At 59.8% G+C, this 24,895-nt stretch carries 25 protein-coding genes; 13 read left to right on the top strand and 12 right to left on the bottom strand.

The window, feature by feature from the left end:
- Nucleotides 1-18: 18 nt before the first annotated feature.
- The 3 genes from prmC to hemA are packed head-to-tail and all read right to left on the bottom strand — an operon-like array spanning nucleotide 19 to nucleotide 3,231.
- On the bottom strand, nucleotides 19-852 hold the full coding sequence (gene prmC / locus ACJ8QF_RS05790; protein ID WP_325961995.1) for a peptide chain release factor N(5)-glutamine methyltransferase: 834 nt from the start codon (nucleotides 850-852) through the stop codon (nucleotides 19-21).
- Complete coding sequence (gene prfA / locus ACJ8QF_RS05785; protein ID WP_442537348.1) at nucleotides 852-1,937, bottom strand: peptide chain release factor 1; 1,086 nt, start codon at nucleotides 1,935-1,937, stop codon at nucleotides 852-854. The genes prmC and prfA overlap by 1 nt, the downstream gene beginning before the upstream one ends.
- Before the next feature lie 31 nt (nucleotides 1,938-1,968).
- Nucleotides 1,969-3,231, bottom strand: coding sequence for a glutamyl-tRNA reductase (gene hemA / locus ACJ8QF_RS05780; protein ID WP_442537347.1), 1,263 nt, complete (start codon nucleotides 3,229-3,231; stop codon nucleotides 1,969-1,971).
- 467 nt (nucleotides 3,232-3,698) lie between these two features.
- Between hemA and lolB the strand changes: the two genes are divergently transcribed.
- The 3 genes from lolB to prs all read left to right on the top strand — a co-directional run bounded on the left by lolB (nucleotide 3,699) and on the right by prs (nucleotide 6,307).
- On the top strand, nucleotides 3,699-4,322 hold the full coding sequence (lolB, locus tag ACJ8QF_RS05775) for a lipoprotein insertase outer membrane protein LolB (RefSeq protein WP_004941069.1): 624 nt from the start codon (nucleotides 3,699-3,701) through the stop codon (nucleotides 4,320-4,322).
- Nucleotides 4,319-5,185, top strand: coding sequence for a 4-(cytidine 5'-diphospho)-2-C-methyl-D-erythritol kinase (ispE, locus tag ACJ8QF_RS05770; RefSeq protein WP_275095761.1), 867 nt, complete (start codon nucleotides 4,319-4,321; stop codon nucleotides 5,183-5,185). Before lolB ends, ispE begins: the two co-directional genes overlap by 4 nt.
- Before the next feature lie 174 nt (nucleotides 5,186-5,359).
- Nucleotides 5,360-6,307: a ribose-phosphate diphosphokinase gene (gene prs / locus ACJ8QF_RS05765; protein WP_004941061.1), complete on the top strand. Its 948-nt coding sequence runs from the start codon at nucleotides 5,360-5,362 to the stop codon at nucleotides 6,305-6,307.
- Nucleotides 6,308-6,492: 185 nt separating this feature from the next.
- Here the strand turns inward: prs and ychH are convergent, their stop codons facing one another.
- A complete protein-coding gene (gene ychH, locus ACJ8QF_RS05760; RefSeq protein ID WP_004941056.1) occupies nucleotides 6,493-6,771 on the bottom strand; it encodes a stress-induced protein YchH in 279 nt (92 codons plus the stop codon).
- 301 nt (nucleotides 6,772-7,072) lie between these two features.
- Here ychH and pth point away from each other — a divergent pair, with 301 nt between their 5' ends.
- Nucleotides 7,073-7,663 carry an aminoacyl-tRNA hydrolase gene (gene pth, locus ACJ8QF_RS05755; RefSeq protein ID WP_004941053.1) on the top strand — a complete coding sequence of 197 codons (591 nt, stop codon included), beginning with the start codon at nucleotides 7,073-7,075 and terminating at the stop codon, nucleotides 7,661-7,663.
- A 37-nt stretch (nucleotides 7,664-7,700) separates the two neighbouring features.
- Here the strand turns inward: pth and ACJ8QF_RS05750 are convergent, their stop codons facing one another.
- Nucleotides 7,701-9,230 (bottom strand): SulP family inorganic anion transporter, encoded by a 1,530-nt coding sequence (locus ACJ8QF_RS05750; RefSeq protein ID WP_342579176.1) that lies wholly within the window; start codon nucleotides 9,228-9,230, stop codon nucleotides 7,701-7,703.
- Between the two features lie 334 nt (nucleotides 9,231-9,564).
- On the opposite strand from ACJ8QF_RS05750, the gene ychF reads away from it, so the two are divergent.
- Nucleotides 9,565-10,656, top strand: coding sequence for a redox-regulated ATPase YchF (gene ychF, locus ACJ8QF_RS05745; RefSeq protein ID WP_004941048.1), 1,092 nt, complete (start codon nucleotides 9,565-9,567; stop codon nucleotides 10,654-10,656).
- A 126-nt stretch (nucleotides 10,657-10,782) separates the two neighbouring features.
- Here the strand turns inward: ychF and ACJ8QF_RS05740 are convergent, their stop codons facing one another.
- Nucleotides 10,783-11,727 carry an amidohydrolase family protein gene (locus tag ACJ8QF_RS05740; RefSeq protein ID WP_049188208.1) on the bottom strand — a complete coding sequence of 315 codons (945 nt, stop codon included), beginning with the start codon at nucleotides 11,725-11,727 and terminating at the stop codon, nucleotides 10,783-10,785.
- Nucleotides 11,728-11,908: 181 nt separating this feature from the next.
- Here ACJ8QF_RS05740 and ACJ8QF_RS05735 point away from each other — a divergent pair, with 181 nt between their 5' ends.
- Nucleotides 11,909-12,790, top strand: coding sequence for a LysR family transcriptional regulator (locus ACJ8QF_RS05735; protein WP_004941038.1), 882 nt, complete (start codon nucleotides 11,909-11,911; stop codon nucleotides 12,788-12,790).
- Nucleotides 12,791-12,899: 109 nt separating this feature from the next.
- Here the strand turns inward: ACJ8QF_RS05735 and ACJ8QF_RS05730 are convergent, their stop codons facing one another.
- Nucleotides 12,900-13,325, bottom strand: a complete 426-nt coding sequence (locus tag ACJ8QF_RS05730; protein ID WP_004941035.1) for a tautomerase family protein — start codon at nucleotides 13,323-13,325, stop codon at nucleotides 12,900-12,902.
- Nucleotides 13,326-13,491: 166 nt separating this feature from the next.
- Between ACJ8QF_RS05730 and ACJ8QF_RS05725 the strand changes: the two genes are divergently transcribed.
- Nucleotides 13,492-13,986, top strand: a complete 495-nt coding sequence (locus tag ACJ8QF_RS05725; RefSeq protein ID WP_049188207.1) for a winged helix-turn-helix transcriptional regulator — start codon at nucleotides 13,492-13,494, stop codon at nucleotides 13,984-13,986.
- A gap of 7 nt (nucleotides 13,987-13,993) precedes the next feature.
- On the opposite strand, the gene ACJ8QF_RS05720 is transcribed toward ACJ8QF_RS05725, so the two are convergent.
- Complete coding sequence (locus tag ACJ8QF_RS05720) at nucleotides 13,994-14,563, bottom strand: helix-turn-helix transcriptional regulator (protein ID WP_239664303.1); 570 nt, start codon at nucleotides 14,561-14,563, stop codon at nucleotides 13,994-13,996.
- Between the two features lie 486 nt (nucleotides 14,564-15,049).
- Between ACJ8QF_RS05720 and ACJ8QF_RS05715 the strand changes: the two genes are divergently transcribed.
- The 6 genes from ACJ8QF_RS05715 to ACJ8QF_RS05690 all read left to right on the top strand — a co-directional run bounded on the left by ACJ8QF_RS05715 (nucleotide 15,050) and on the right by ACJ8QF_RS05690 (nucleotide 21,976).
- Nucleotides 15,050-15,583 (top strand): fimbrial protein, encoded by a 534-nt coding sequence (locus ACJ8QF_RS05715; protein ID WP_015377562.1) that lies wholly within the window; start codon nucleotides 15,050-15,052, stop codon nucleotides 15,581-15,583.
- Nucleotides 15,584-15,671: 88 nt separating this feature from the next.
- Nucleotides 15,672-16,394: a fimbrial biogenesis chaperone gene (locus tag ACJ8QF_RS05710; RefSeq protein ID WP_004941024.1), complete on the top strand. Its 723-nt coding sequence runs from the start codon at nucleotides 15,672-15,674 to the stop codon at nucleotides 16,392-16,394.
- Between the two features lie 20 nt (nucleotides 16,395-16,414).
- Nucleotides 16,415-18,949 carry a fimbria/pilus outer membrane usher protein gene (locus tag ACJ8QF_RS05705; protein WP_442537346.1) on the top strand — a complete coding sequence of 845 codons (2,535 nt, stop codon included), beginning with the start codon at nucleotides 16,415-16,417 and terminating at the stop codon, nucleotides 18,947-18,949.
- A gap of 27 nt (nucleotides 18,950-18,976) precedes the next feature.
- On the top strand, nucleotides 18,977-20,317 hold the full coding sequence (locus ACJ8QF_RS05700) for a fimbrial protein (protein WP_197752727.1): 1,341 nt from the start codon (nucleotides 18,977-18,979) through the stop codon (nucleotides 20,315-20,317).
- A complete protein-coding gene (locus ACJ8QF_RS05695) occupies nucleotides 20,314-21,066 on the top strand; it encodes a fimbrial biogenesis chaperone (RefSeq protein ID WP_261803153.1) in 753 nt (250 codons plus the stop codon). The genes ACJ8QF_RS05700 and ACJ8QF_RS05695 overlap by 4 nt, the downstream gene beginning before the upstream one ends.
- Nucleotides 21,067-21,109: 43 nt before the next feature.
- Nucleotides 21,110-21,976 (top strand): hypothetical protein, encoded by an 867-nt coding sequence (locus tag ACJ8QF_RS05690; protein WP_015377557.1) that lies wholly within the window; start codon nucleotides 21,110-21,112, stop codon nucleotides 21,974-21,976.
- 5 nt (nucleotides 21,977-21,981) lie between these two features.
- Here the strand turns inward: ACJ8QF_RS05690 and ACJ8QF_RS05685 are convergent, their stop codons facing one another.
- The 4 genes from ACJ8QF_RS05685 to ACJ8QF_RS05670 form a co-directional block, all read right to left on the bottom strand.
- Nucleotides 21,982-22,575, bottom strand: coding sequence for an ATP-dependent Clp protease proteolytic subunit (locus tag ACJ8QF_RS05685; RefSeq protein ID WP_154870810.1), 594 nt, complete (start codon nucleotides 22,573-22,575; stop codon nucleotides 21,982-21,984).
- A 45-nt stretch (nucleotides 22,576-22,620) separates the two neighbouring features.
- Entirely contained in the window at nucleotides 22,621-22,950 is a 330-nt protein-coding gene (locus tag ACJ8QF_RS05680; RefSeq protein ID WP_049188199.1) for an SRPBCC family protein, read from the bottom strand.
- The gene (locus tag ACJ8QF_RS05675) at nucleotides 22,947-23,261 is read right to left on the bottom strand and encodes an ArsR/SmtB family transcription factor (RefSeq protein ID WP_049188197.1); all 315 of its coding nucleotides are present in this window, start codon (nucleotides 23,259-23,261) and stop codon (nucleotides 22,947-22,949) included. Before ACJ8QF_RS05675 ends, ACJ8QF_RS05680 begins: the two co-directional genes overlap by 4 nt.
- A 102-nt stretch (nucleotides 23,262-23,363) precedes the next feature.
- Nucleotides 23,364-24,866, bottom strand: coding sequence for an amino acid permease (locus tag ACJ8QF_RS05670; protein WP_015377554.1), 1,503 nt, complete (start codon nucleotides 24,864-24,866; stop codon nucleotides 23,364-23,366).
- Nucleotides 24,867-24,895 lie beyond the last annotated feature (29 nt).

Below are 24,895 nucleotides of genomic sequence, written 5' to 3'. Positions count from 1 at the left end.
CTTTATTATGAGGGGCGCTTATCCCGGCCATTGGCCGAGCGTCACGCGGTCGTTGTCGCCGTAATCACGGTGGGTGGCGACAGCGGAAAATCCGGCGGCCTGCAGCAGCGCGCGCACGCTCTCACCCTGCTGCCAGCCATGTTCCAACAGCAGCCAGCCCTGCGGCTGCAGATAGTGCGGCGCCTGGCGCACGATGGCGGCCAGATCCGCCAAGCCATGCTCGGCGGCGACCAGCGCACTGCCCGGCTCGAAGCGCACGTCGCCCTGCGACAAATGCGGATCGGCGGCGTCGATATAGGGCGGATTGCTGGCGATCAGCGCGAAGCGTTGCCCCGCGACGGGCGTAAACCAGCTGCCCTGCAAGAACCGGACGTTATCGATCTTCAGCTTGTGCGCGTTGTGCTGCGCCAGCGCGACCGCATCCGGCTGCACATCGACGCCGACTGCCGAACAATCCGGGCGCTCGCTGGCCAGCGCCAGCGCAATGGCGCCGGTGCCGGTGCCGAGATCGAGGAAGTGGCAGGGTTGCGGCGGCAGGCGCGCCAGCGCCAGCTCCACCAGGCATTCGGTATCCGGGCGCGGGATCAGCGTCGCGGGCGAGACCGACAGCGGCAGCGACCAAAACTCGCGCTCGCCCACCAGATAGGCCACCGGCTCACCGCGTTCGCGGCGCGCCAGCAGCGTCTCCAGCTGCTGTTGCTGCGGCGGCGTCAGCAGGGTTTCCCCGAACGCCATCAGGAAGGTTCTGGCCTTGCCGGTCACGAAACCCAACAGGATTTCCGCGTCGCGCCGGGCGCTGTCGCTGTGGGTCAAACGCGCGGCGGCGGCTTTCAGCCAGTGTTGATAATCCATCACTCTTGCTCGGCGGAGAGCGCCGCCAGCTGATCGGCCTGATACTCCTGCACGATCGGCTGGATCAGCATGTCCAGTTTGCCTTCCATCACCTCGTCCAGACGGTAGAGCGTCAGGTTGATGCGGTGGTCGGTCACCCGCCCCTGCGGGAAGTTGTAGGTGCGGTTACGGTCGGAACGATCGCCGCTACCCAGCAGGTTGCGGCGAGTGGACGCCTCGGCCTGCTGGCGCTTGGCCATCTCGGCGGCGCGAATGCGCGCGCCCAGCACCGACATCGCCTTGGCTTTGTTTTTGTGCTGTGAACGTTCGTCCTGGCACTCCACCACGATGCCGGTCGGCAGGTGGGTGATGCGGATCGCCGAATCGGTGGTGTTAACGTGCTGACCGCCGGCGCCGGAGGAGCGGAAGGTGTCGATTTTCAGATCGCTCGGGTTGATGTCCGGCAGCTCGGCTTCCGGCACTTCCGGCATCACCGCCACGGTGCAGGCGGAGGTGTGGATGCGCCCCTGGGATTCGGTTTCCGGCACGCGCTGCACGCGGTGGCCGCCGGATTCAAACTTCAGCTGGCCGTACACGCCGTCGCCGGAAACTTTGGCGATCACTTCTTTGAAGCCGCCGTGCTCGCCTTCGTTGGCGCTCATCACCTCGACGCGCCAGCGGCGGCCTTCGGCGTAACGGCTGTACATGCGGAACAGATCGCCGGCGAAGATCGCCGCCTCATCGCCGCCGGTGCCGGCGCGCACTTCGAGGAAGCAGCTGCGCTCATCATCCGGATCTTTCGGCAGCAGCAACACCTGCAGCTGCTGTTCCAGCTCTTCGCTGCTCGCCCGCGCCTGTTTCAGCTCTTCCTGCGCCATCTCGCGCATCTCCGGATCGTCCAGCATCATTTCCGCCGTTTCCAGATCCTCCTGCACCTGACGCCATTCCAGGAAGCAGCGGCTGACGTCGGTCAGCTGCGCGTATTCTCGCGACAACGCGCGGAACCGGTCTTGATCGGCGATGACGCCGGCATCGCCGAGCAGCGCCTGCACTTCTTCATGGCGCTCTTGTAACGCTTCCAGTTTGGCAACAATAGAAGGCTTCATGCGTGGTAATAAACCCTGTTAATAGAGAAAACTAATGCTGATCCAGCCCGAGGCTGTCGCGTAATAACTGCAACCGCTCCACGTCGCCGTCGCCGGCGGCCTGCTGGAGGGATTTGGTGGGGGCATGAATAAGACGATTGGTCAGTTTATGGGCCAGCTCGTGAATAACCTGCTCCACGTTGGCGCCCTGCGCGATGGCGGCCAGCGCTTTGGCCTCCATTTCTGCGCGGATCTGGTCGGCCTGCGAACGGTAGTCGCGGATGGTTTCCACCGCGCCCTGCGAACGCAGCCAGGCCATGAAGTTGGTGCTTTCCTGCTGCACGATCGACTCCGCCTGCACCGCCGCCGCTTTGCGCTGCGCCAGGTTGCTTTGAATGATGGCGTGCAGATCGTCCACGCTGTACAGATAAGCGTTGGCCAGTTTACCGACCTCCGGCTCGATATCGCGCGGTACGGCGATATCCACCAGCAGCATCGGCTGGTTGCGGCGCGCTTTCAGCGCCCGCTCCACCATCCCCTTGCCGATGATCGGCAGCGGGCTGGCGGTGGAACTGATAATGATGTCGGCGTCCGCCAGGCGTTCGTCGATCTCCGGCAGGGTGATCACTTCCGCGCCGACTTCCTCCGCCAGCAATTGCGCGCGCTCGCGGGTGCGGTTAGCGATGATCATATGCCGCACTTTGTGCTCGCGCAGGTGGCGCGCCACCAGCTCGATGGTTTCACCTGCGCCCACCAGCAAGACGTTGAGATCGGCCAGCGATTCGAAAATCTGCCGCGCCAGCGTACAGGCGGCGAAAGCAACGGAAACTGCGCTGGCGCCGATTTCGGTTTCGGTGCGCACGCGCTTGGCGACGGAGAAGGATTTCTGGAACAGGCGCTCCAGCTCGCCGGACAGCGACTGGCCGCGTTGCGACTCGGCGAAGGCCTTTTTCACCTGGCCGAGGATCTGCGGTTCACCCAGCACCAGCGAGTCCAACCCGCTGGCCACCCGCATCAGATGGCTGACCGCGTCGTTGCCTTGATGCCAGTAGAGGCTTTTATTCACCTCTTCCGGACGCAGGTTGTGGTAGGCGCACAGCCAGGCGACCAGCTGCTCGTGCATGTGCTCCTGTTGCTCCACGCTGAGATACAGCTCGGTGCGGTTGCAGGTGGACAACACGACGCCGCCCTGCACCAACGGTTGTTGGAGCAAGCTGGTCAGCGCCTCATCGATGGACTCTGGCGAGAAGGTCACCCTTTCACGCAGAGAAACCGGAGCGGTTTTGTGATTTATACCTAACGCCAGCAGGGTCATTGCTTCGAGTAATACTTCTGTTGGTACGGGTTCTCGTTGAGCGGCATTCTACTTGATGCGCGGGATCAATAAAAGTAACAACCGCATCTTCCGTTCAATCGCTGTCATAGACGACAGCAATTAATGAATAAGTAATAAATACAGCGGGATAAATAGTCAAAGGGTAGGTTGATGGTTTAAATTTTAGCGCAGTTTGCGAAGACGCGCACGCTATTCGGCGCACATAACGGCGGCGTTTGCGCAACTCTGCACCGCTTATCGGGAGCGCCTCCCCCGCCTTCAGGCGATTGTGTTACGCTTAATGGCAACCCCAACGCGCGCACCGCGTTGGCACTACGCCGATAAACACGGCAAGATTCAACGCGATGCAGCAAAAAATTGACGCGCCGCCGCCGCCCCGTTAGCGTGAGCGCTGAATCCGGGTTTCGTCGCGCATGCCCGCAAGGACAAAAGGACAAGAAAAAGTTATGCCAATACGCAAAGTTAGTTTGCTCCGTCTGATCCCGCTGGCCAGCCTGGTGCTGGCCGCCTGTACCACCACCAAGCCAACCGGCCCGGCCACCAGCCCGACCTCACCGCAGTGGCGCGCCCATGAGCAGGCGGTGCAGCAGCTTAGCACCTATCAGACCCGCGGCTCCTTCGCCTACTTGTCTGATCAGAAAAAAGTCTATGCCCGTTTCTTCTGGCAGCAGTTTTCGCCGGAGCGCTACCGCCTGCTGCTGACTAACCCGCTGGGCAGCACGGAAATGGATCTCAACGTACAGAAAAACGTGGTGCAGCTGACCGACAACCAGGGCAAACGCTACGTCAGCGACAACCCGGAAGAGATGATCCGCAAGCTGACCGGGATGGCGATCCCGCTGAACAACCTGCGCCAGTGGATGGTCGGCCTGCCGGGCGAAGCCAGCGATTTTGCGCTTGATGACCAATATCGCCTGAGCAAACTGACCTACCAGCAAGGCGGTCAAACCTGGAAGGTGGATTACCAGAGCTACAGCACCGAGGTGCAGCCGACGCTGCCGAACCGTCTGGAGCTGCAGCAGGGCGACCAACGCATCAAACTGAAAATGGATAACTGGACGCTCAAATGATCCGCCAGTGGCCCTCCCCCGCGAAGCTCAACCTGTTTCTGTACATCACCGGCCGTCGTGAAGACGGCTATCACCTGCTGCAGACGCTGTTCCAGTTTTTGGACTACGGCGACACCCTGACCATTGACCCGCGCCAGGACGATCGCATTAACCTGCTGACGCCGGTCGACGGCGTGCCGGACGAGCAGAACCTGATCGTGCGCGCCGCCCGCCTGCTGCAGCGCTATTGTGATGAACAGGGTCTGCAGACCGCACCGCGCGGCGCCGACATCAGCATCGATAAGCGCCTGCCGATGGGCGGCGGTTTGGGCGGCGGCTCCTCCAACGCCGCCACCGTGCTGGTGGCGCTCAACGAACTGTGGCGCTGCGGCCTTGACGACGGCCAACTGGCAGAGCTGGGGCTCAGCCTTGGCGCCGACGTGCCGGTGTTCGTGCGCGGCCACGCCGCCTTCGCCGAAGGCATCGGCGAGCGCCTGCAGCCGGCCGAGCCGCAGGAAAAATGGTATCTGGTGGCGCATCCTGGCGTCGGCATCCCGACGCCGCTTATCTTCGGCGACCCCGAATTGAAAAGAGACACCCCGGTTCGCTCCTTAAGTGAGCTGTTGCAGGCGCCGTACGCAAATGATTGCGAACCGATCGCAAGAAAACGTTTTCGCGAGGTTGAACAGCTTCTTTCATGGCTGTTAGAATACGCCCCGTCACGCCTGACTGGCACAGGTGCTTGTGTGTTTGCTGAATTCGACACAGAAATCGCCGCCCGTCAGGTGTTAAATCAAGCCCCGGAGTGGTTGTGTGGTTTTGTAGCGCGCGGCGTTAACGTCTCCCCACTACATCGCATTCGTTCCGGGCGGTTTGAGTCGTAGCTCAACGTTTCGCTGCGCAGGGTCATGCACACCTGGCCCTGTTATCCCTGCGCTGCCTGCGGTCTCAATTTTAGTTTTACATACCCGTATGTATATTGCGCCGGCGTCGCCGACTGCCCCTTGGCGATGTCGTATGACAATATCTTCTCTGGACGCAAGCCTGAGGTTCTTCTCGTGCCTGATATGAAGCTTTTTGCTGGTAACGCCACCCCGGAACTAGCACAACGTATTGCCAACCGTTTGTACACCAGCCTTGGTGACGCCGCTGTAGGTCGTTTTAGCGACGGCGAAGTGAGCGTGCAAATCAACGAAAATGTACGCGGCGGTGATATTTTCATCATCCAGTCCACCTGTGCCCCGACCAACGACAACCTGATGGAACTGGTTGTGATGGTCGACGCCCTGCGTCGCGCCTCCGCAGGTCGTATTACCGCCGTTATCCCTTACTTCGGCTATGCCCGCCAGGATCGCCGCGTGCGTTCCGCGCGTGTGCCAATCACCGCCAAGGTGGTTGCCGATTTCCTCTCCAGCGTAGGGGTTGACCGCGTTCTGACGGTGGATCTGCATGCTGAGCAGATTCAAGGCTTCTTCGACGTACCGGTAGACAACGTGTTCGGCAGCCCGATCCTGCTGGAAGACATGCTGCAGCAGAACCTGGAAAACCCGATCGTGGTTTCCCCGGACATCGGCGGCGTCGTGCGCGCCCGCGCTATCGCCAAACTGCTGAACGACACCGACATGGCCATCATCGACAAACGCCGCCCGCGCGCGAACGTTTCTCAGGTGATGCACATCATCGGTGACGTGGCAGGCCGCGACTGCGTGCTGGTCGACGACATGATCGACACCGGCGGCACCTTGTGTAAAGCGGCTGAAGCGTTGAAAGAACGCGGTGCCAAGCGCGTATTCGCCTACGCGACGCACCCGATCTTCTCCGGCAACGCCGTGGACAACATCAAGAACTCGGTGATTGATGAAGTGATCGTCTGCGACACCATTCCGCTGTCGCCGGAAATCAAGGCACTGAAAAACGTTCGCACTCTGACCCTGTCCGGCATGCTGGCTGAAGCCATCCGCCGCATCAGCAACGAAGAGTCGATCTCTGCGATGTTCGAGCATTAATTCGTCGTCTTTCCGGTGCGGCGCCCACTGCGCCGGAAAGATAGCGCGCCCGACAGCAGAAAAAGAAAAACCCGTTGGTGCGCGAGCAACAACGGGTTTTCTACTTGTAGTCCGACATGACCTCAAACCTTAATGCACGGCAGATGTTCCCTTGCCCCGCTCTTGCTTCCCTTCTGCTTTTTTAATCAATGCGACGAACGATGTTGATCGTTGCGGCACCGTTTATCAAAGTGTTTTACCCACCAGTAGCGATCCGCCACCTGTTCGCGGCCGCCGATACGCGCGCCCACCAGCCACAACAGCGCGCCGACAAAGATGCTCATGATGGCGCCGTGGGCGAAAAATTGCGGCAGATTGAACTGGGATACTTCAGCAATAATTGAGTATCCGACACCGCCGATCATCACGACCAGCCCCAGCCCCATAAAAAAGTTGCCCACTCTGTCCGCGCTTCTACGTTTCATATGCCACCTCCATGATTGCCATGTGCCAACCGGGATAACGCTGCAACTTGTTAACCCACTTTGATAAGTTAAGTATAGTCCCTGTTGCGGCAAGGGGATTGCGGAGGCGATCACAAATGGTAAAGAATTATTGACACTTCTTAACACAGCGCTGAAAATTAGCGGACAAATTGAATTATTCAGCTAATGAATCATTCGTCTTTCTTACCCAGGGTGACGGCAGAGATCGGGTTTTGTCATTCATCGCCCCGACAGGTAGACTAAGGCCCTTTCCATTACCCTGATCATAGCGAATCTCCCAGTGAGCAGTATTAAATTGATAGTCGGCCTGGCCAACCCGGGCGCGGAATACGCCCAGACACGCCACAACGCCGGCGCCTGGTACGTCGATCTGCTGGCCCAGCGCCACAATCAGCAGTTAAAAGAAGAGAGCAAGTTCTTCGGCTACACCGCCCGTTTGAACCTGGCGGGCAACGACGTGCGCCTGCTGGTGCCGACCACCTTCATGAACCTGAGCGGCAAAGCGGTGCTGGCGATGGCCAACTTCTACCGCATCGAACCCAACGAGATCCTGGTGGCGCACGACGAGCTGGATCTGCCGCCCGGCGTGGCCAAAATCAAGCTCGGCGGCGGCAACGGTGGCCACAACGGCCTGAAAGACATCCAAAACAAGTTCGGCAACAACCCGAACTTCTATCGCCTGCGCATCGGTATCGGCCATCCGGGCGACAAGAACAAGGTGGTGGGCTTCGTGCTCGGCAAACCGCCGGCCAGCGAACAGAAGATGATTGACGAAGCGATCGACGAGTCGCTGCGCTGCACCGAAATGCTGATGAAGGACGGGCTGGAAAAAACCGTTCAGCGCCTGCACAGCTTCAAGGCGCAGGCCTGATCCTTGCCGCAGCGGGCGCCCTGCCCGCTGCCTGCTTTTAGCCGCGCGGGTTGAAGGTTTCCTCGCCCACCCGGCTCTCATCGGCGGTGAAGCCCTCTTCCGCCACGTAATACTGCGGATCGTCCAGCTCATGGCTGCAGAACGGCCCGGCGCGCTTGAGCAGGCGCACACAGTCAGCGCTCAGGTGGCGCAGACGAATGCTTTTCCCCGCCGCCAGATAACGCGCCGTCAGCTTATCGATCGCCTCCACGCCGCTGGAATCCATCACCCGGGTGCCGGCAAAATCCAGCACCACGCTCTGCGGATCGTTCTGCGGATCGAACAGCTCGGCGAAAGCCGCGGCGGAGCCGAAGAACAGCGGGCCATCCAGTTGATACACCGCCACGTCGCCCGTCACCTGCCGCTGGCGCACGCGGATGCGCGCCTGCTGCCAGGCGAACACCAGCGCCGAGATAATCACCCCGCTGATCACCGCCACCGCCAGATCGGTAAAGATGGTGATCAGCGTGACGACGATCATTACCAGCGCGTCGGCTTTCGGCATGCGGCGCAAGCGGCGCAGCGAGCTCCACTCGAAGGTGTTGTAACACACCACCAGCATCACCCCGGCCAGCGCCGCCACCGGCAGCAGGCCGATATAGCGCGACAGGCTGACCACGAACAGAATCAGCAGGATAGCGCCCACCGTGCCGGAGATGCGCCCGCGCCCGCCCGAGGTGAAGTTGATGATCGACTGGCCAATCATCGCGCAGCCGGCGAAGCAGCCGAACAGGCCGCATACCGCGTTACCGGCGCCCTGCGCGATACTCTCGCGATTGCCGTTGCCCTTCTTGCCGCCCATTTCATCCAGCACCGTCATGGTCAGCAGCGATTCAATCAAACCGACCAGGGCGATCACCACCGCATAGGGCAGCACCACCCGCACCATCTCCAGGGTAAACGGCGCCGTCGGCAGACTAAAGTGCGGCATCGCGCCGGAAATGTCCGCCAGATCGCCCACCCGCAGCGTGTGCAGGTTGAGGCCGATCGCCAACGCCGAGACCACCAGCAGCGCCGCCAGCGAAGACGGAATGGCTTTGGTCAGGCGCGGGAACAGCACCACCACCGCAATCGCCAGCGCCACCAGGCCGTACATCAGCGGCCCCTGCCCGGCGATCATCTTCAGCTGCGCCAGCATGATGACGATCGCCAGGCCGTTGACGAAGCCGTGGATCGCCGGCAGCGGCACCAGACGAATGAACTTGCCCAGCCGGAAGGCGCCGATCAGGATTTGAATCGCCCCGGCAAACAGCGTGGCCCACAGCACGTAACCCATGCCGTACTGCGCCGCCAGGCTCATCAGCACCACCACAATGGAGCCGGCGGCGCCGGAAACCATGCCCGGTTTGCCGCCGAACAGCGCCGTGACCAGGCCGATAATAAACGCGGTATGCAAGCCGACAATCGGCGAAAGACCGGCGACCAGCGAAAAGCCGACCGCCTCGGGGATCATCGAAACCGCCACCACAAAGCCCGCCAGGACTTCATTTTTAACGTCCGCGATCCTGACGTTACTCAGATTAAACATACATTATTCACTTATGACAGATGACATCATCTCCCCGCGTAGCGGGTATGGGGAGCCGCAAGGGGCGGCAGACTGCAGGCGGGCACAGCTCAGGGTGGCGTAGGCAAGAAATACATCCGGCGCGTTTCCTGTCGGTTAATCGGAATGGCCAGTATGGGTAAATGTGATCCAAATCTCAAATAAAAACCGGCCGTCCGCGCTGCGTTCGCCCCGGCCAAGCAAGTCTGATCGAGATAAACGCCCATTACGTGTATAATGGCGGCATTATTTTGCCCTTTATGCAGTCGGTTAAATCTAACCAACTGATAGTTAAGATATTTAAGGTGATTACAACATGGGATTCAAATGCGGTATCGTCGGCCTGCCTAACGTAGGCAAATCCACCCTGTTCAACGCGTTGACCAAAGCGGGCATTGAAGCAGCCAACTTCCCGTTCTGCACCATTGAACCGAACACCGGTGTGGTGCCGATGCCCGATCCGCGTCTGGATAAGCTGGCCGAGATCGTCAAGCCGCAGCGCATTCTGCCAACCACCATGGAATTCGTCGACATCGCCGGCCTGGTGAAAGGCGCGTCTAAAGGTGAAGGCCTGGGCAACCAGTTCCTGACCAACATCCGCGAAACCGAAGCCATCGGCCACGTGGTGCGCTGCTTCGAGAACGACAACATCATCCACGTCAACAACAAGGTCGATCCGGCCGAAGATATCGACGTCATCAACACCGAGCTGGCGCTGTCTGACCTGGACACCTGCGAACGCGCCATCCACCGCGTGCAGAAAAAAGCCAAAGGCGGCGACAAAGACGCCAAGGCCGAGCTGGCGGCGCTGGAGAAATGCCTGCCGCACCTGGAAAACGCCGGCATGCTGCGCGCGCTGGATCTGACCGCGGAAGACAAAGCGGCGATCAAATACCTGAGCTTCCTGACCCTGAAGCCGACCATGTACATCGCCAACGTCAACGAAGACGGCTTCGAGAACAACCCGTACCTGGACACCGTGCGTAAAATCGCCGATGCCGAAGGCTCCGTGGTAGTTGCCGTGTGCGCCGCTGTGGAATCCGATATCGCCGAGCTGGAAGACGAAGAGCGCGACGAGTTCATGGCCGAGCTGGGCCTGGAAGAGCCGGGCCTGAACCGCGTGATCCGCGCCGGTTACGAGCTGCTGAACCTGCAAACCTACTTCACCGCCGGCGTGAAAGAAGTGCGCGCCTGGACCATCCCGGTCGGTGCCACCGCCCCGCAGGCGGCCGGCAAGATCCACACCGACTTCGAGAAAGGCTTTATCCGCGCGCAAACCATCGCCTTTGACGACTTCATCACCTACAAGGGTGAGCAAGGCGCCAAAGAAGCCGGCAAAATGCGTTCCGAAGGTAAAGACTACATCGTCAAAGACGGCGACGTGATGAACTTCCTGTTCAACGTCTAACCCCTTCCCCGCAGCGTTTCTCTCCGCTGCCGGAAACGGAAAAATCCACGCTTCGGCGTGGATTTTTTATTTTCGGGAAGGAACCGCCAGCGCTAAAAGCAATGCGGCATCGCCCCAGCGGAACCTTTATTTATTTAACCGAGGGAAAAGCGCCAGACCGTTATTCCGGTTGAAACTTGCTTTCTGCGCATCCGTCAGGTTTGTCTCGGTGTCGAGAATATGATTAAACTTAGCGGCGACGGACTCCGGCGCATAAGGATAATCGCTGCCGAACAGAATATTATTATGATTCGCAAAGGTCAGCAGGCTGGAGAGTGCATTCGGGCCGGAAGACAATGCGGTATCAAAATAAAAACGCTTAAATTTATCGTTCAATTCCTGAGCTGTAGGCCCATTTGGATTAAGCGATTCCGCCAGCAATGTAAAGCGCAGAACGGCATAAGGCAGGAATCCGCCGGCATGCGAAAGAATAATTTTCACGTTAGGATAATTGTCCATAATGCCGTTCAACACAATATGGACGGCATTGCGGGTAGTATCAAACGGATAATCAACCATGGGGCCCGGAACGCCATCCAGCAAATCCATGATGGGATGACCAGGGTGAATGAAAACAACGGCAGAGCGTTGGTTAAGCGCCGCCCAAAGCGGAGCCCACTTTTTATCCCCTAAATAAACCCCTTCATAGTTGGTTAATAACACCACGCCATCGGCTTTCAGCATATCCAGTGCATACTCCACTTCCAGCACCGCCCCCTCAACGTCCGGCAACGGCACGGTCGCGAAGTTACCAAACCGCGTAGGGTATTTCGCCACCAGATCCGCCGTATACTCATTGACTTTTCTGGCCATATCGCGGCGCGCCTGGCCTTCCCAGCCAACCACGCTCGGCGCGGTTAACGACAGGACGCTGGTCGCTATTTGCTGTTTGTCCATATAGCCCAGATGGTCGTCCGCCGTCCATTTGGGCAGAGACCAACCGGATGGATCGCCGCCGTGGCTGGGCAGCGCGCTGCCCCAAAAAGGTGGGACCAGGTGAGTATGAACATCGATTCTGGCTAATGAATTCATTTAACGCCTCCACTATGCATATATTCGGTCTTTGAAACAGATAGCAACATGCTGAGTGTTGTTGACTAACCCGCATTCCAGAAATAATCTACACTTTAACGTGAGTTCTATTAGAGGGTATTTTCATGGTCGCTATATATCCAATTCATTTTTTTGAACGACTGATGCAGGAATCTAATCCATGAATTTTCGCCATATCCAGGCATTCCTGGCTCTCGTTGAAGAAAAACATTTCGGCAAGGCGGCTAAGCGAATTCATGTTACACAGTCGGCTTTCAGCATGCAGATAAAAGCGCTGGAAGAAGAAATTGGTGCACCACTTTTTATTCGCACCAACCGCAATGTCGAACTAACCGAAGTAGGAGAGATATTTTTAAAAAATGCGCCGGATATTTATGAAAAAATAAAAAGCGCGCTTGACGAAACCAAAGCAGCAGCGAAAGGTGAGAATGGCAATGTGCGCATCGGATTTGTCGGCAATGCCGTCGCGGCGGGATTAGTCACCGCCGATATTCATCGATTTAAAGCAGAGCATCCCGGCGTTAACTTCCGCGCCAAAGAGATGTCTTACTGGAAACAAATCGATGAGATTGTCAACGGAAATATCGACGTCAGCTACTGCCCCAATCTGGATCTCAAAATCCCACCGGGGCTCGGCCTTATACCCATTAAAAAGTTTGACTGGGTCGTCGTGATTCAGGAAGACTCCGATCTGGCGAAAAAAGAGACCTTGAAAAAAGAAGACCTCTCGGGACGAGACTTTATCATCTACTCGGAAAACAGCGGAGACGATGGTCAGCTCCGTATCCTGAAAGCCATTCTTGAAGAAGACGTCCAGGTTTCCTATCGGCTGGACAGCACACTAAGCGTGCTCGCCATGGTGGCTTCTGGCCTGGGCATCGCTATCGTTCCTTCTACACTATCCTCAATCAAGCTGCCTAACATTACCTACAGAGCGATCCCCGATGTCGATAACGTGACTGAGTTTTTTTTCATCTATCGTGAGAATGAAAAATCCGCCATTGTTAATGCCTTCATATCAGATGTAAAAAGTAATCTATGACTTTCGTCGATTTCTCCTCCCCCCACGCTTAATCTCGCCCTCTTTGAACGCGAAGATAAAAGCCGACACTCATCGCTGCCTTTAAGCATTGGGCATTCCGAAAACGCCGCTACCCCTCCCACGCCGAAGGCCGATTCTCGCTGCGCCATTTCTCCCCCGCCGCCGTCCCCGGCGCCGGCGGTTTCAATCCGTCTATCGTCCACAGCGAGAACGGCGTTTCGTCCACGTGCAGCTCCCAGCGCAGCCCGCGTGCGGCGATGTAGGGTTGCAGGATGCGGGTGCAGGCCGCCAGGAATTGCTGCTGCTCCGCGTCGTTGTCCATGGCGCGCGCGATATGGTCGATGGTCACCCGCACGAAATCATCGGCCGCTTCGCCGCCGAGATACGCCGATCCTGGCGGCAGCGCGTGGAAAAAGACGTTGACGTAGAAACGCGGCAAAAAGTCCTGATACAGGGCGGTGACCTTCTGCGCGATCGCGCGTTTATCGGCGGCGCTGAAGGCCGGCTCCGGGTGGTAAATCTGCCACAGTGGCATAACGTTATCTCCTCGGTGAAGGCTGGGGTTTTCGGCCGGCGTTCAAGCCATTAGCCGTTGTTAAACTAAAACTCCAATAATAAGAGTAATAACTCCAATTATTGAAGTTATCAAGCCGAGGCGATAACATTCTCGGCAATCAGGCGGCAAGCGGAGGTAAGGCAACGTGAAAGCAAAAGGGTTTGAAGGCATGACGTGCTCGGTGGCGCACGTGCTGTCAGCACTGGGCGATCGCTGGGGCGCGATCCTCATGCGCGATCTATTGCTGGGGCTCTCGCGCTATGACGATTTGCGCCAATCGACCGGCATCACCAACAATACGCTGACCGATCGCCTCAAGGCCCTGGAAAGCCACGGCCTTATCGAAAAGCGGCAATACCAGACGCGTCCCGATCGCTACGAGTATCTGCCGACGGAGAAGGGAAAAGATCTCGGGCTGCTGGTGATGGCGATGATTCAGATTGGCGACAAATGGAATCTGTCCGAGCTGGCCGGGCCGCCGCTGCGCGTAGTTGACCGCGTGACCGGCCACCCCGCCACCCTGCGCGTGGTAGATGCCGTGACCGGCGAATCTCTGCCGCCGCAAAGCCTGACGCTGGCCGCTGGGCCCGGCGCCGATGAGATTACGCGATGGCGGCTGGCCGTAGGCCAGGCCCGTTAACGGCGCGCTACAGCAGCGCAATCATCTTCAGCAGTTCCACCCGATTACGGATGCCGAACTTCTTGCCGGCATTGTTGAGGTGCGAATAAACGGTTTTCGGGTGCAAATTCAGCCGCCGCGCGGTCAGGCGGATATCTTCCGTACGGGCCGTTTCACACAGCACCGCCGCCTCGCCAGGCGTGATCGCCGCCGCCCGCCGGCTCACCACGCGCCGTTCGCCCGCCTCTTCACGGCGGACTAGCGCCGCGCAGGTTTCCCACACCACCCGCAGCGCTTCCCGTTTGTGCAAAATCGCATCCGGCTGCGCCGCCGCGATAAATGCCAGGATCAGCGGCGAAGTCTTATCGACGAAGAACAGTATCCGGACGCCTTCATATTCAGCACGTGAGGCGTGAATAAATCGCAAATACGCTTCGAACCGGTAAATTTCATGGGGAAAATCCATGATAATTAAATCAGGCGCAGGGCTTATATTTTTAATGATATTAATATTGGGCGAGGATAAGGTTATCATTCCTTCTCCCAATAATGTTTTCATCCCCAAACGGCATAGCGGCGAACCGTCGATATAAATCACTCTCACTTTAATTCTCCTTATCAGCGTGAAAGTATGCTTCCACACCTCAGGCGGCTTGTCGCTGCTCTTTTTTGGGGTAATTCGCCTGCAAAGCACACCGATATAAAACAACTTGATAACATGTTTTTCAAATAATCACGCAACAGCCAGCACTTTGATGAATACGCAAAAAAGGCATGAATGTTTCAAATTATTTCATAAACAAAAACCGACGATCCAATAAAAACGCAACGCAATGATATAGATCTATTTTCCATTTTGTATGATATAAGCAAAAATGAAAATAAATGTAACAACCCGCACCGCCAACTTATTACCATGCGGAAAACACCTATAGGGAAAATTCTTAGTTTGTTAGGATGAAAATCCATGTTTGCCGACGCGTTTAAAAAACAATTGCGCAACATGATTAATCAACAAACGCACGTCAGTAATTTATTACTGTCAGGAAAGCTTTTCTCTAAAGTTAATTAAAGGGTATTTCACATGAATGTTAAATTAGTCGCATTATCCATGCTGGCTCTCTCCGGCGCCTGTGCGGCCGCCTCGTCCAATACCGTGCAATTCAAAGGCGAAGTCAGCACGCAAACCTGTTCGGTGAATATTAACGGCAACCAATCCAACCCGGTCGTGTTGCTGCCGACCGTCGCCGCCAGCAAACTCGCCACCAAAGGCGCCACCGCCGGCGACACCACCTTTACCGTTAACGTCACGGGTTGTGCGGCGGCCACCAGCGATACGGCGATCAAAACCGTGCTGGCGGGCAACAACCCGACCACCAACGGCAACCTGGGCAACGCGGGCGATGCGGCCAAAGTGTCCATTCAACTGCTGGACAGCGACGCCACCACGCCGCTGTCGTTCGCCAGCGGTTCGACCGTCACCACGTCGGCGATGACGCTGGCGAAAGACGCCACCTCCACCTCGCAAAACCTGGTGGCCCGCTACTACGCGGAAGACACCGGTGTGGCGGCCGGTTCGGTGATCGCCACCGCCCAGTTCGCCATTAGCTACAAATAAGCCGGCGTCAGGCGCCATACCTGTTGATGCCAGCGCCGTTCCTTAGCGGACGGCGCTGAATGACTCGCTTCTTTATCGGTTCACGTTTATGCCGCAGATATCCCGTTCCGCCCGCCGATGGGCCGCCCTGTCGCTTTGCCTGATGAGTTTTGCCGCCACCCACGCCTTGGCCAGCGTAACGCTGCTCGGCAACCGCGTGATCTACCCCGCCGAGGCGCGGGAGAAAACGCTGCAGTTCACCAACGATGACGGCGCCCCGGCGCTGATGCAGATCTGGCTCGACATCAACAACCCGCAGTCCACGCCGGAAAACGCCGATGCGCCCTTTGTCGCCTCGCCGCAAATCTTCCGCATGGATGCGCACAGCGGGCAAATGGTGCGGCTGTCGTTCGTCGGCCAGCCACTGGCGCGCGATCGCGAATCGCTGTTCTACCTCAACTTCCTGCAGGTCCCCGCGGTGCGTCAGACGGACAGCGACAAGAACAAACTGCTGCTGGTGGTCACCAACCGGCTGAAGGTTTTCTATCGCCCGGCCGGGCTGGCCGGCGACGCCAACCACGTCATCGATCGCCTTAGCCTGCGCCAGGTCGGCAACGCGCTGCGCGTCGACAACCCGACCGGCTACTACGCCAACGTCAGCCAGGCAGTAATTCTGAGCGGCGCGAAGCGCAGCGCCATTCCGCAGGCGGATCTGATCCCGCCGTTTTCACAGGCCAATTGGCCGGTGAACGGGGAAGTGCGGCAGGTCGCGCTGCGCGTCATCAATGACTACGGGGTGGAAATCACGCGCACCCTGAACGTCGCGCGCTGAAACCAGACAGGGAGGTTTTCATGTTCGATGTCCGCAAGGCGACGCCGCTGCCCGCACGCTGGTGCTGCGCGCTGCTGGCGCTGCCGTTGGGCTGCGCCGCCGCCGACGGCTACACCTTCGATCCCGCGCTGCTGCGCGGCAGCGTGCTGAGCAACAGCGCCCTGAGCCAGTTCAACCAACAGGACGCCGTCGCCCCCGGCAGCTATCAGATCGATCTGTACCTCAACGGCCAGTTTCTCGAGCGCGATCAAATTCGCTTCGTGCGCGCAGGCAAACAGGTGCTGCCCTGTTTCGATCGGCCGCAGCTGACGCGCTTCGGGCTGAAAAATCCGCCGGCGGCCGCCGAAGCGGAATGCCTGCTGCCCGGTCGGGATCTGAAGGACATCATGGTGAACGCGGACATTTCGCGGCTGCGGCTGGATCTCAGCATTCCGCAGGCGCTGTTGAACGGCCGGCCGCGCGGCAGCGTCAACCCCGCCAGCCTGGACAGCGGCGAATCAATGGTCTTTGTCAATTACAACCTCAACCAGTACCACGTCAGCTACCGGCAGGGGCAAACCCGCGACCTCGATTCGACCTACGCCAACCTGAACGGCGGGTTCAACCTCGGGCTATGGCGCTACCGCCAGCAGTCCAGCTACCGTTACGATCGGGAGTTCGGCGGTCACCTGGACACCAGCCGCCGCTACGTGCAGCGCGCAATCCTGCCCTGGCGCAGCGAAATGCTGTTGGGCGAAGGCTTTACCGACGGGCACTTCTTCTCCGGCCTGGGCTTTCGCGGCATTCAGCTCAGCTCGGACGATCGCATGCTGCCGGATTCACAGCGCGGCTATGCGCCGGTGGTGCGCGGCGTGGCGAAAAGCAACGCGCGCGTGACGGTGCTGCAGGGTAAAAGCACGCTGTACGAAACCACCGTGGCGCCGGGACCGTTCGCCATCAACGATCTGTACGCCACCAACTACGCCGGCGATCTGACCGTGGTGGTGACCGAAGCCGACGGCAGCGTCAGCACCTTCACCGTGCCGTTCGCCGCGGTGCCGGAATCCATTCGCCCCGGCCAGTCGCGCTACTCCGCCATCGTCGGCCGTTCCCGCTACGTCGGCGACAACGATCTGTTCAGCGAAGTGACCTGGCAGCACGGCCTGACCAACGCCCTGACCTTCAACCTCGGCAATCAGCTGGCGGACGGCTATCAGGCGATGATGCTGGGCGGCGTGTACAGCAGCTGGCTGGGCGCCTTCGGCATGGATACCACCTATTCCCACGCCAGCCTGCCGGACGGCGGCGCCTCCGGCTGGATGCTGCACCTCTCTTACAGCCGAACCTTCAGCCCGACGGACACCACCTTATCCATCGCCGGCTACCGCTACTCCACTGAGGGTTTCCGCGATCTCAGCGACGTGCTCGGCGTGCGGCGCGCCGCCGTTACCGGCCAAAACTGGCAGTCCGACTCCTACCGCCAGCGTTCGCGTTTCGAGGTGGCCGTCAATCAGGGCATGGGCGCGTTCGGCAGCCTGACGATGTCCGGCTCGACTCAGGACTACCGCGATCAGCGCGGCCGCGACAATCAGCTCCAGCTGGGCTGGGGGAAAACCTTCGGCAACGGCGTGGCGCTTAACCTCTCCGTCACCCGCACCCGCAGCTTGGGCTACAGCAACGGCGACTACCGCGGCTACGGGCCGCTGGATAACGTCTACAGCGCACCGCTGGCGCAGAACGCGCAGACCGTCACCGCCCTGTCGCTGAGCTTCCCGCTCGGGCGCTCATCATCCGCCCCCAGCGTCTCGCTGCTGGCCAACCACAGCCAGGGTCAGGGCGGCAACTATCAGGCTGCGCTGTCGGGCAGCGTCGGCGACGAACAGCCGGTCAGTTACGGCCTGAACTTCACCACCGACGACGATCGCCAACAAAGCGTCTGGGGCGGCAACCTGCAAACCCGCCTGCCTTACGCCAACGTCACCGGCTCGTTCTCCACCGCGCGCCAGTACCGACAAGGCTCCCTGTCGCTGCAGGGCGCGGTGGTGGCGCACCGCGGCGGCGTGACATTAGGGCCGTATGTCGGCGACACCTTCGCCCTGATCGAAGCGCCCGGCGCCAGCGGCGCACGGGTGATGGACGGCCAGGGCGCGCGCGTCGATCGCTTCGGCTATGCGCTGGCGCCGGCGCTGGTGCCCTATCACTACAACACCGTCGCGCTGAACCCCGAGGGCATGAACGACAAAGCGGAACTGGAAGACGGCCAGCGGCGCGTGGCTCCTTATGCCGGTGCCACGGTGCGCCTGCACTTCAACACCGTGCGCGGCCAGGCGCTGCTGATCACCGCACGGCGGCCCGATAACGCACCGATCCCGATGGGCGCCAACGTCCTTGACGCGGCAGGCAACAGCGTGGGCATGGTCGGCCAGGCCAACCAGGTGTACCTACGCAGCGATCGGAGCGCCGGCGAACTGACGCTGAACTGGGGCGGCGCGCCCGGCCAGCAGTGCACGCTGCATTATCGCCTGCCCGCCGCGGAAGACAGCCCGATTCAGCGGCTCAGCGCCCCGTGCCGTTAGCCCGTTTAACTTATCTCAGGAGAGACGATGAAACACATTTCTTATCTGGTCGCCGCCCCGGCGCTGTTCGCCCTGTCGCTGTTCGGCGCCCCCGCGGCGCTGGCGCAATGCACGCGGGTCGCCCCCTGGATCGACTCCGGCTGCGATCCTTGCGGGGTGGGCACGGCGCTGGGCCGGGTCAACCTGACCAGCACTTACCTGCAGCCCGTCGGCACGCCGCTCGGCACCAGCGTGTTCGATCTGACCTCCGGCACCCGCTATCCCGATCCCAACAAGGTGCTGTATGAATGCGATGCCGGCGATGTCGGGCAAATTTATGAAGTCTTCGCCACCAACGGCGACGATCGCGTCGGCGGCTATTACGATCTGGGCGCCCAGGACGGCAACCCCAACTATTACGCCACCTACTTCCCTTACGTCGGCATCCGTTTGACCCACCTGGATTCCGGCAAGGTTTTTACCCGTTACTGGCAGTCGGCGCCGATTACCCGCTACGCCACCGTCGGCAACAAAATCCAGATCCGGGTGAAAGACTTCAGCGCCATCCGCGCCGATCTGATCCGCATCAGCTCGCTGCCGGGCGCGGGCGCCAGCAACTACTGCGGCTACAGCGCCGGCAACCCGCTGGTGGGCATGGCGTCGACCACCGGCAATTCGAACTATACCTGCACGCAGCCGAACGGCTATGTCACCTTTCAGGGGCCCGGCATCGCTTCGGATCCTATCGGCAGCGATTCCGCCACCAACTACGCCACCTGGGGCACCGGGCGCTGGAACGCGATGGGCATGGGCACCGCACCGATCTCCTCATTGACCTATACCGCCACCTGCGTGGCGCGCAACGTCACGCCGCTGGTGATCCTGCCGACCATCTCCGTCAGCCAGCTGACCGCCGGGCAAACCTCTCAGGCGCAGTTCACTATCAATATCGAATGCGACAACGCCGCCGTGTCCGGCGTCAGCAGCAACAATACCGCCCTCGGCCTGCAGGTACCGTATGAAAGCTATGTCGCGGCGCAGCAGCTCGGGCTGGTCAGCGCCAACGGCGGCGTGAGCTACCTGCTCTCCAGCGGCTACGGCACCGACAGCAGCATCGCCACCGGCGTGGGCATCGCGCTCGCCAACGCCGGCAACGGCGCGCCGATGAACTTTGTCGGCTGGGCGCGCTGCAGCGCCGGGCAATGCCCGCAGGGCAACGACGCCGGCTGGTACCCGGTGCTCAACGGCGCCAGCGGCGGCGGCAGCACCGCAGCGGGGTTTACCCACTACACCACCCAGCTCACCGCCACGCTCGCCCGGCTGCCTGGCCAAACCGTCACCGCCGGCAAGGTGGACGCCAGGGCCTACGTTTGGGTTAAGGTGCAATGATGGGAAAGAGATGCCTGATTATGGGATGCGCCCTGCTGCTGGCGCTGGCTTCCATCGGCGCTCAGGCGGGCATCATCGCCTCCGCCACGCGGGTGATCTTTCATGAGGGCGAGACGGAAAAAACCCTGATGCTGCTCAACACCAACGGCTACCCGATCGTGGCGCAAACCTGGGTCGATAACGGTGACGTCAACGCCGCCCCCGAACTGTCCCGCGCGCCGTTTGTCACCCTGCCCAGCGTGTTCGCCCTGCAGCCTTCGGCGCTGAAAGGGCTGCGGATCCTGTTTGCCGGCGCTAACCTGCCCGCCGACCGGGAGTCGGTATTCTGGCTCAACCTGTATGAGATCCCGCCTAACCCGCCGACCACGCCGCCGCTGGCGTCGCGCGTGACGCTGGCGATGAACACGCAGATGAAGATCTTCTACCGGCCCAGAGCGCTGCAGGGGAAAGCCGAGAACGCGACCGAGGCCGTCTCATTCACGCTGCAAAAATCGCCGGACGGTTATCTGCTGCGCTGTCAAAACCGATCGGCGTTTTATCTCTCGTTCGCGCGCATCGCCGTGCACGCCGACAGGCGCGATTACCCGGTGCGGCAAGAAAGCGACATGATGACCGCGCCGTTCAGCACGCGAGATTATCACCTGGACGGCGTTGCAGCGCCGACACTCCCTTCTCAGGTCACCGTTCAGGCCACTCTCATCAACGACCAGGGCCAACAGATCGTCAAGCCATACACAGCAAACCCATAACGATAAAAAGCAGCACATTTTTTAAGTACAGGAAATAGGGAAAATGAGTCTAAGCAGATTCCAGCTACAGTTTCACCTGGAGAAACAGGCCAACATCATCAGGCAGTCACCGGCGTTCCACGCCGCCATCGTCAAACACGGGGAATTATTGAGGGAGACCTACAAGAAGCATCCGCTGTTTTACAAAATCATTTTCAGGAACAGCCGGTTCATCATCTGCTCCACCATCCTGTCCATTTATTACCACCAGCACGCCGCCGCGCTGAAAGACATCAAAGCCTTTTTCAAAGGGAAGAATATGATCAGCGAGAATTCCCTGGATTCCTTTCTGTTCTTTTTACGGGTCGGGCGCCGGCTGGAGGTCAAACCCTGCGAGCATGACAAACGCCAGTTACGCTATAAGCCTACGCCGCACGCGCTGGCGGAAACCCAGGCGCTGATCGCCTCAATGGCGCGCCCTTATCAGGCGCTGGCGCCACAGATGCCCATCGCGGCGCTGCTGGCGGCGCCCGACTTTCTGTCCACTTTTTTCGCCGCCTACGGGCAACTGATGCTCAAGGAGGTCTACCTGATCGACCTGGTGCCGCAATCCGCGCTGTTCATCAGCAAAGATGCCGGCCACATGGTGCTGTTGATGTTGTTTATCGAAAGCATCCGACAGGACTCCCCCTTTCTGCTGCTCTCCTCGGCGAAAATCGCCAAGTCCTGCTCCGTCTCACGCGCGCACGTGAACCGCATCCTGCAGGCGGCGGAAAAATCCGGCCTGCTGACCACCACCAATAATGTGGTGATCGAACTCAACAGTTCGTTCTTCATCATGGCGGAGCGCTATTTTAGTCTCTATTTCGCGATGGTCGAATTCGGACTTGAACGGGTTTGGCAAACGCTACAATCCGCCACGCACTCCTGAGCCCTTTAGCGCGCCCGCAGCACCCGATCGATCAGCCCCCAGGCCGCCGCTTCGTCGGCGGTCATAAAGCGATCGCGATCCAACACCCGCTCCACCTCTTCATAACTTAGGCCGCAATGTTGGGCATACAACCGAATCACCGTGTCTTTGGTGCGCTTCATCTCTTCGGCGTGGATCAAGATGTCGGAGGCCTGCCCCTGAAAGCCGCCCAGCGGCTGGTGCACGTGCAGGCTGGCATTAGGCAGCGCCATGCGGTGCCCCGATTCGCCGGCCATCAGCAGGAACGAGCCCATCGAGCGCGCGGTGCCCATGCACAGCGTATGCACCGGGGCGCGGATATACTGCATGGTGTCGTAAATCGCCAGCCCGCTGGTGATCGCCCCGCCCGGCGAGTTGATGTACAGGTGGATCGGTTTTTCCGGGTTTTCCGCCTCCAGAAACAGCAACTGGGCGCACAGCATTTCAGCCACGTCGTCGTTGACTTCGCCGTTGAGGAACACGATCCGATCGCGCAGCAGGCGCGAATAAATATCAAAGGAGCGTTCTCCCCGGCTGGTCTGTTCCACCACCATCGGGACGAGCATCATCTTCTCACGCATCGGTGAACTCCTGGGTTGGCAACAAAGGGAAGTGTGTTTAACGCGTCAGGCGGCGCGCATCATCGTCGTCGGGCCGTCGTTGGCGGCGTCGAGCTGGTGAATAATCCGCAACAGGCTGCCGCCGCCGGCATCCGGCACAATCTGCAGCGTCACCACGCTTTCGAGGAACGGCGGTTGGTCGTCGCGCAGACGGTAGCTCACCGCCTCGCCCGGCGTGGTGGCCAGCGGCTCGGCCTGTGCCAGATCCCCCGTCGGCAGCCACTGCTCGCGCAGCTCGGGAATGCTGAGCGCCCGCCACACTTTTTCCGGCGGCGCCTCGAGCGCATACTCCAACACCAGCCGATCGTGCGGCGGTGGCTCAGCCCGTTTGTTCATTGATCCATGTCCTTCAGCAAAGTTTGCAGCGCGTCGATGCGCGCCGGCCACCAGGCGCGGTACTTCGCCAGCCACTGGGCAATCTGCGCCAGCCCGTCCGGGTCGACCTGATAATTGACGCAGCGCCCCTGCTTCGCCTCGCGCACCAGCCCGGCATTGCGCAGCACCGCCAGGTGTTGCGACATTGCCGACTGGCTGATGTGCAGCCCTTCGCGCAGCGCGCTGGCGTTCATGCTGCCGGCGGCGAGTTTGTCGAAGATGCAGCGGCGGGTCGGATCGGCCAACGCCTTGAAGATGTCATTTTCGTTCATACAAACACATTAGTATTCACTTATGTATTATGCAAACGCAGAGGCAGATTTTTTTCGCAAGGCGAGACTCCGCGCCGGGGCGCGGAGTCGAGAGGTGAGCAATTACAGCGGTTTATTGCATGCGGGCGTGGTCAGCGCGGGTTGACCGGCAGGCGCCCCCTCCTGCGCTTCCAGCGCGAGACGCGCCAGCGGCATGTCTTCGTGGTAGCGCGCCTCGGCATTCAGAGTCTTTGAGTAGCGGTTGTACTTCCACCAGGCGTAGCCGAGGAACACCACCAACCCGCCGACGTTATAGAACACGATGGTCATGATGCTGGCGCCGGTCGGGAACGTCGAGGCGAAGAAGCCGACGGTGAAGATGGCGATCAGCACGCTGACGATGGCGATGCCCTGCAGGCGCGAGCCCATTTTGAAATCGCGCGCCACCCGGTCGTACTTCAGCCGCAGATTCAGGTAGGCCAGCATGATGAACAGCGGCGGCAGCATCGAGGCGGCGGCGGTCATGTTGATCAGCGTATTCATCAAATCCTGCACGCTGCTGGAGCCCAGCGTCGGGATCAGCATCAGCGGGATAACGATGAAGAACTGGATCCAGGCGGCGCGCGTCGGCACGCCGTGCCGGTTCAGGCGGATGGTTTTCTCGCCGAAAATGCCCTTCGGGATCTCGGTGAAGAAAATTTTCACCGGCGCCGCCGTCCACATCAGCAGCGAACCGAACATGGCGGTGAAGGAGACGATGCCGACAAAGCGGTTCATCAGCACCGTCGGCAGGCCAAAGTGCGCCGACAAGCCTTCGAACACCTGTACCGTACCGCCGGTAAAATGCAGGTCGGTGCGGTGCACGAATACGTTAATCAGCAGCGATGACACCGAATACAGCACGCCGATGAACAGCCCGGAAACGATGATCACCTTCACGAAGGCGCGGCTGCCACCTTTCACATCGTTCACGTACACCGCCACGGATTCCGCCCCGCCCGCCGCCTGGAAGATCCAGGCGGTAATGCCGAGGAACGCCCAGTTGAAGTTCGGCGTCATCGCCTGCACGTTGATCGGATCGGCCGGCTCGATGCCGCCCAGCACCGCCGCGCCCGCCAGGATGATGTAGGAAAACGTCAGCAGCAGCATCAGCGACGAAGTGACGGAGGTCATCGGCCCCAGCAGTTTCGCGCCGCTGTTGGAGATGTAGGTCGAGAAGGCGAACAGGAAGATGCTGATGATCGCCGTGGTCAGCGGCGTAAACACATAGTCATAGCCCAAGAACGCGTAAGAAGCGTAGGCGATGACGCGCGGCAGCAGCGCGGTGAAGAAAAACAGATTCACGAACCAGTAGGTGTAGGCGGTGATAAACGCCCAGCGCCCGCCGAGCGCACTTTTGACCCAGGCATAGACGCCGGCCTCGGAGTTGCGGTTGAGCGAGACGAACTCGGCGATGATCAGGCAAAAGGGAATGAAGTAAATGATCGTCGCCACCAGGAATACCGGCGACGAGGCGATGCCGAGCTGAATATTGTTGTTGATCACGTTGTTGAAACTGAACACTGCCGCAAACGTCATCGACAGCAGGCCAAACTTGCCGATGGTGTTTCTGTTCGACGCAGCCATAGAGATTCTCCGAATGGTGTAGGGAACTT

The sequence above is a fragment of the Serratia sp. CY81684 genome, from assembly GCF_052166595.1.
Classification (GTDB): Bacteria; Pseudomonadota; Gammaproteobacteria; order Enterobacterales; family Enterobacteriaceae; genus Serratia; species Serratia nematodiphila.
Note: the sequence above shows the minus strand (reverse complement) of the source record. Positions and strands in the feature narration are given on the sequence as shown.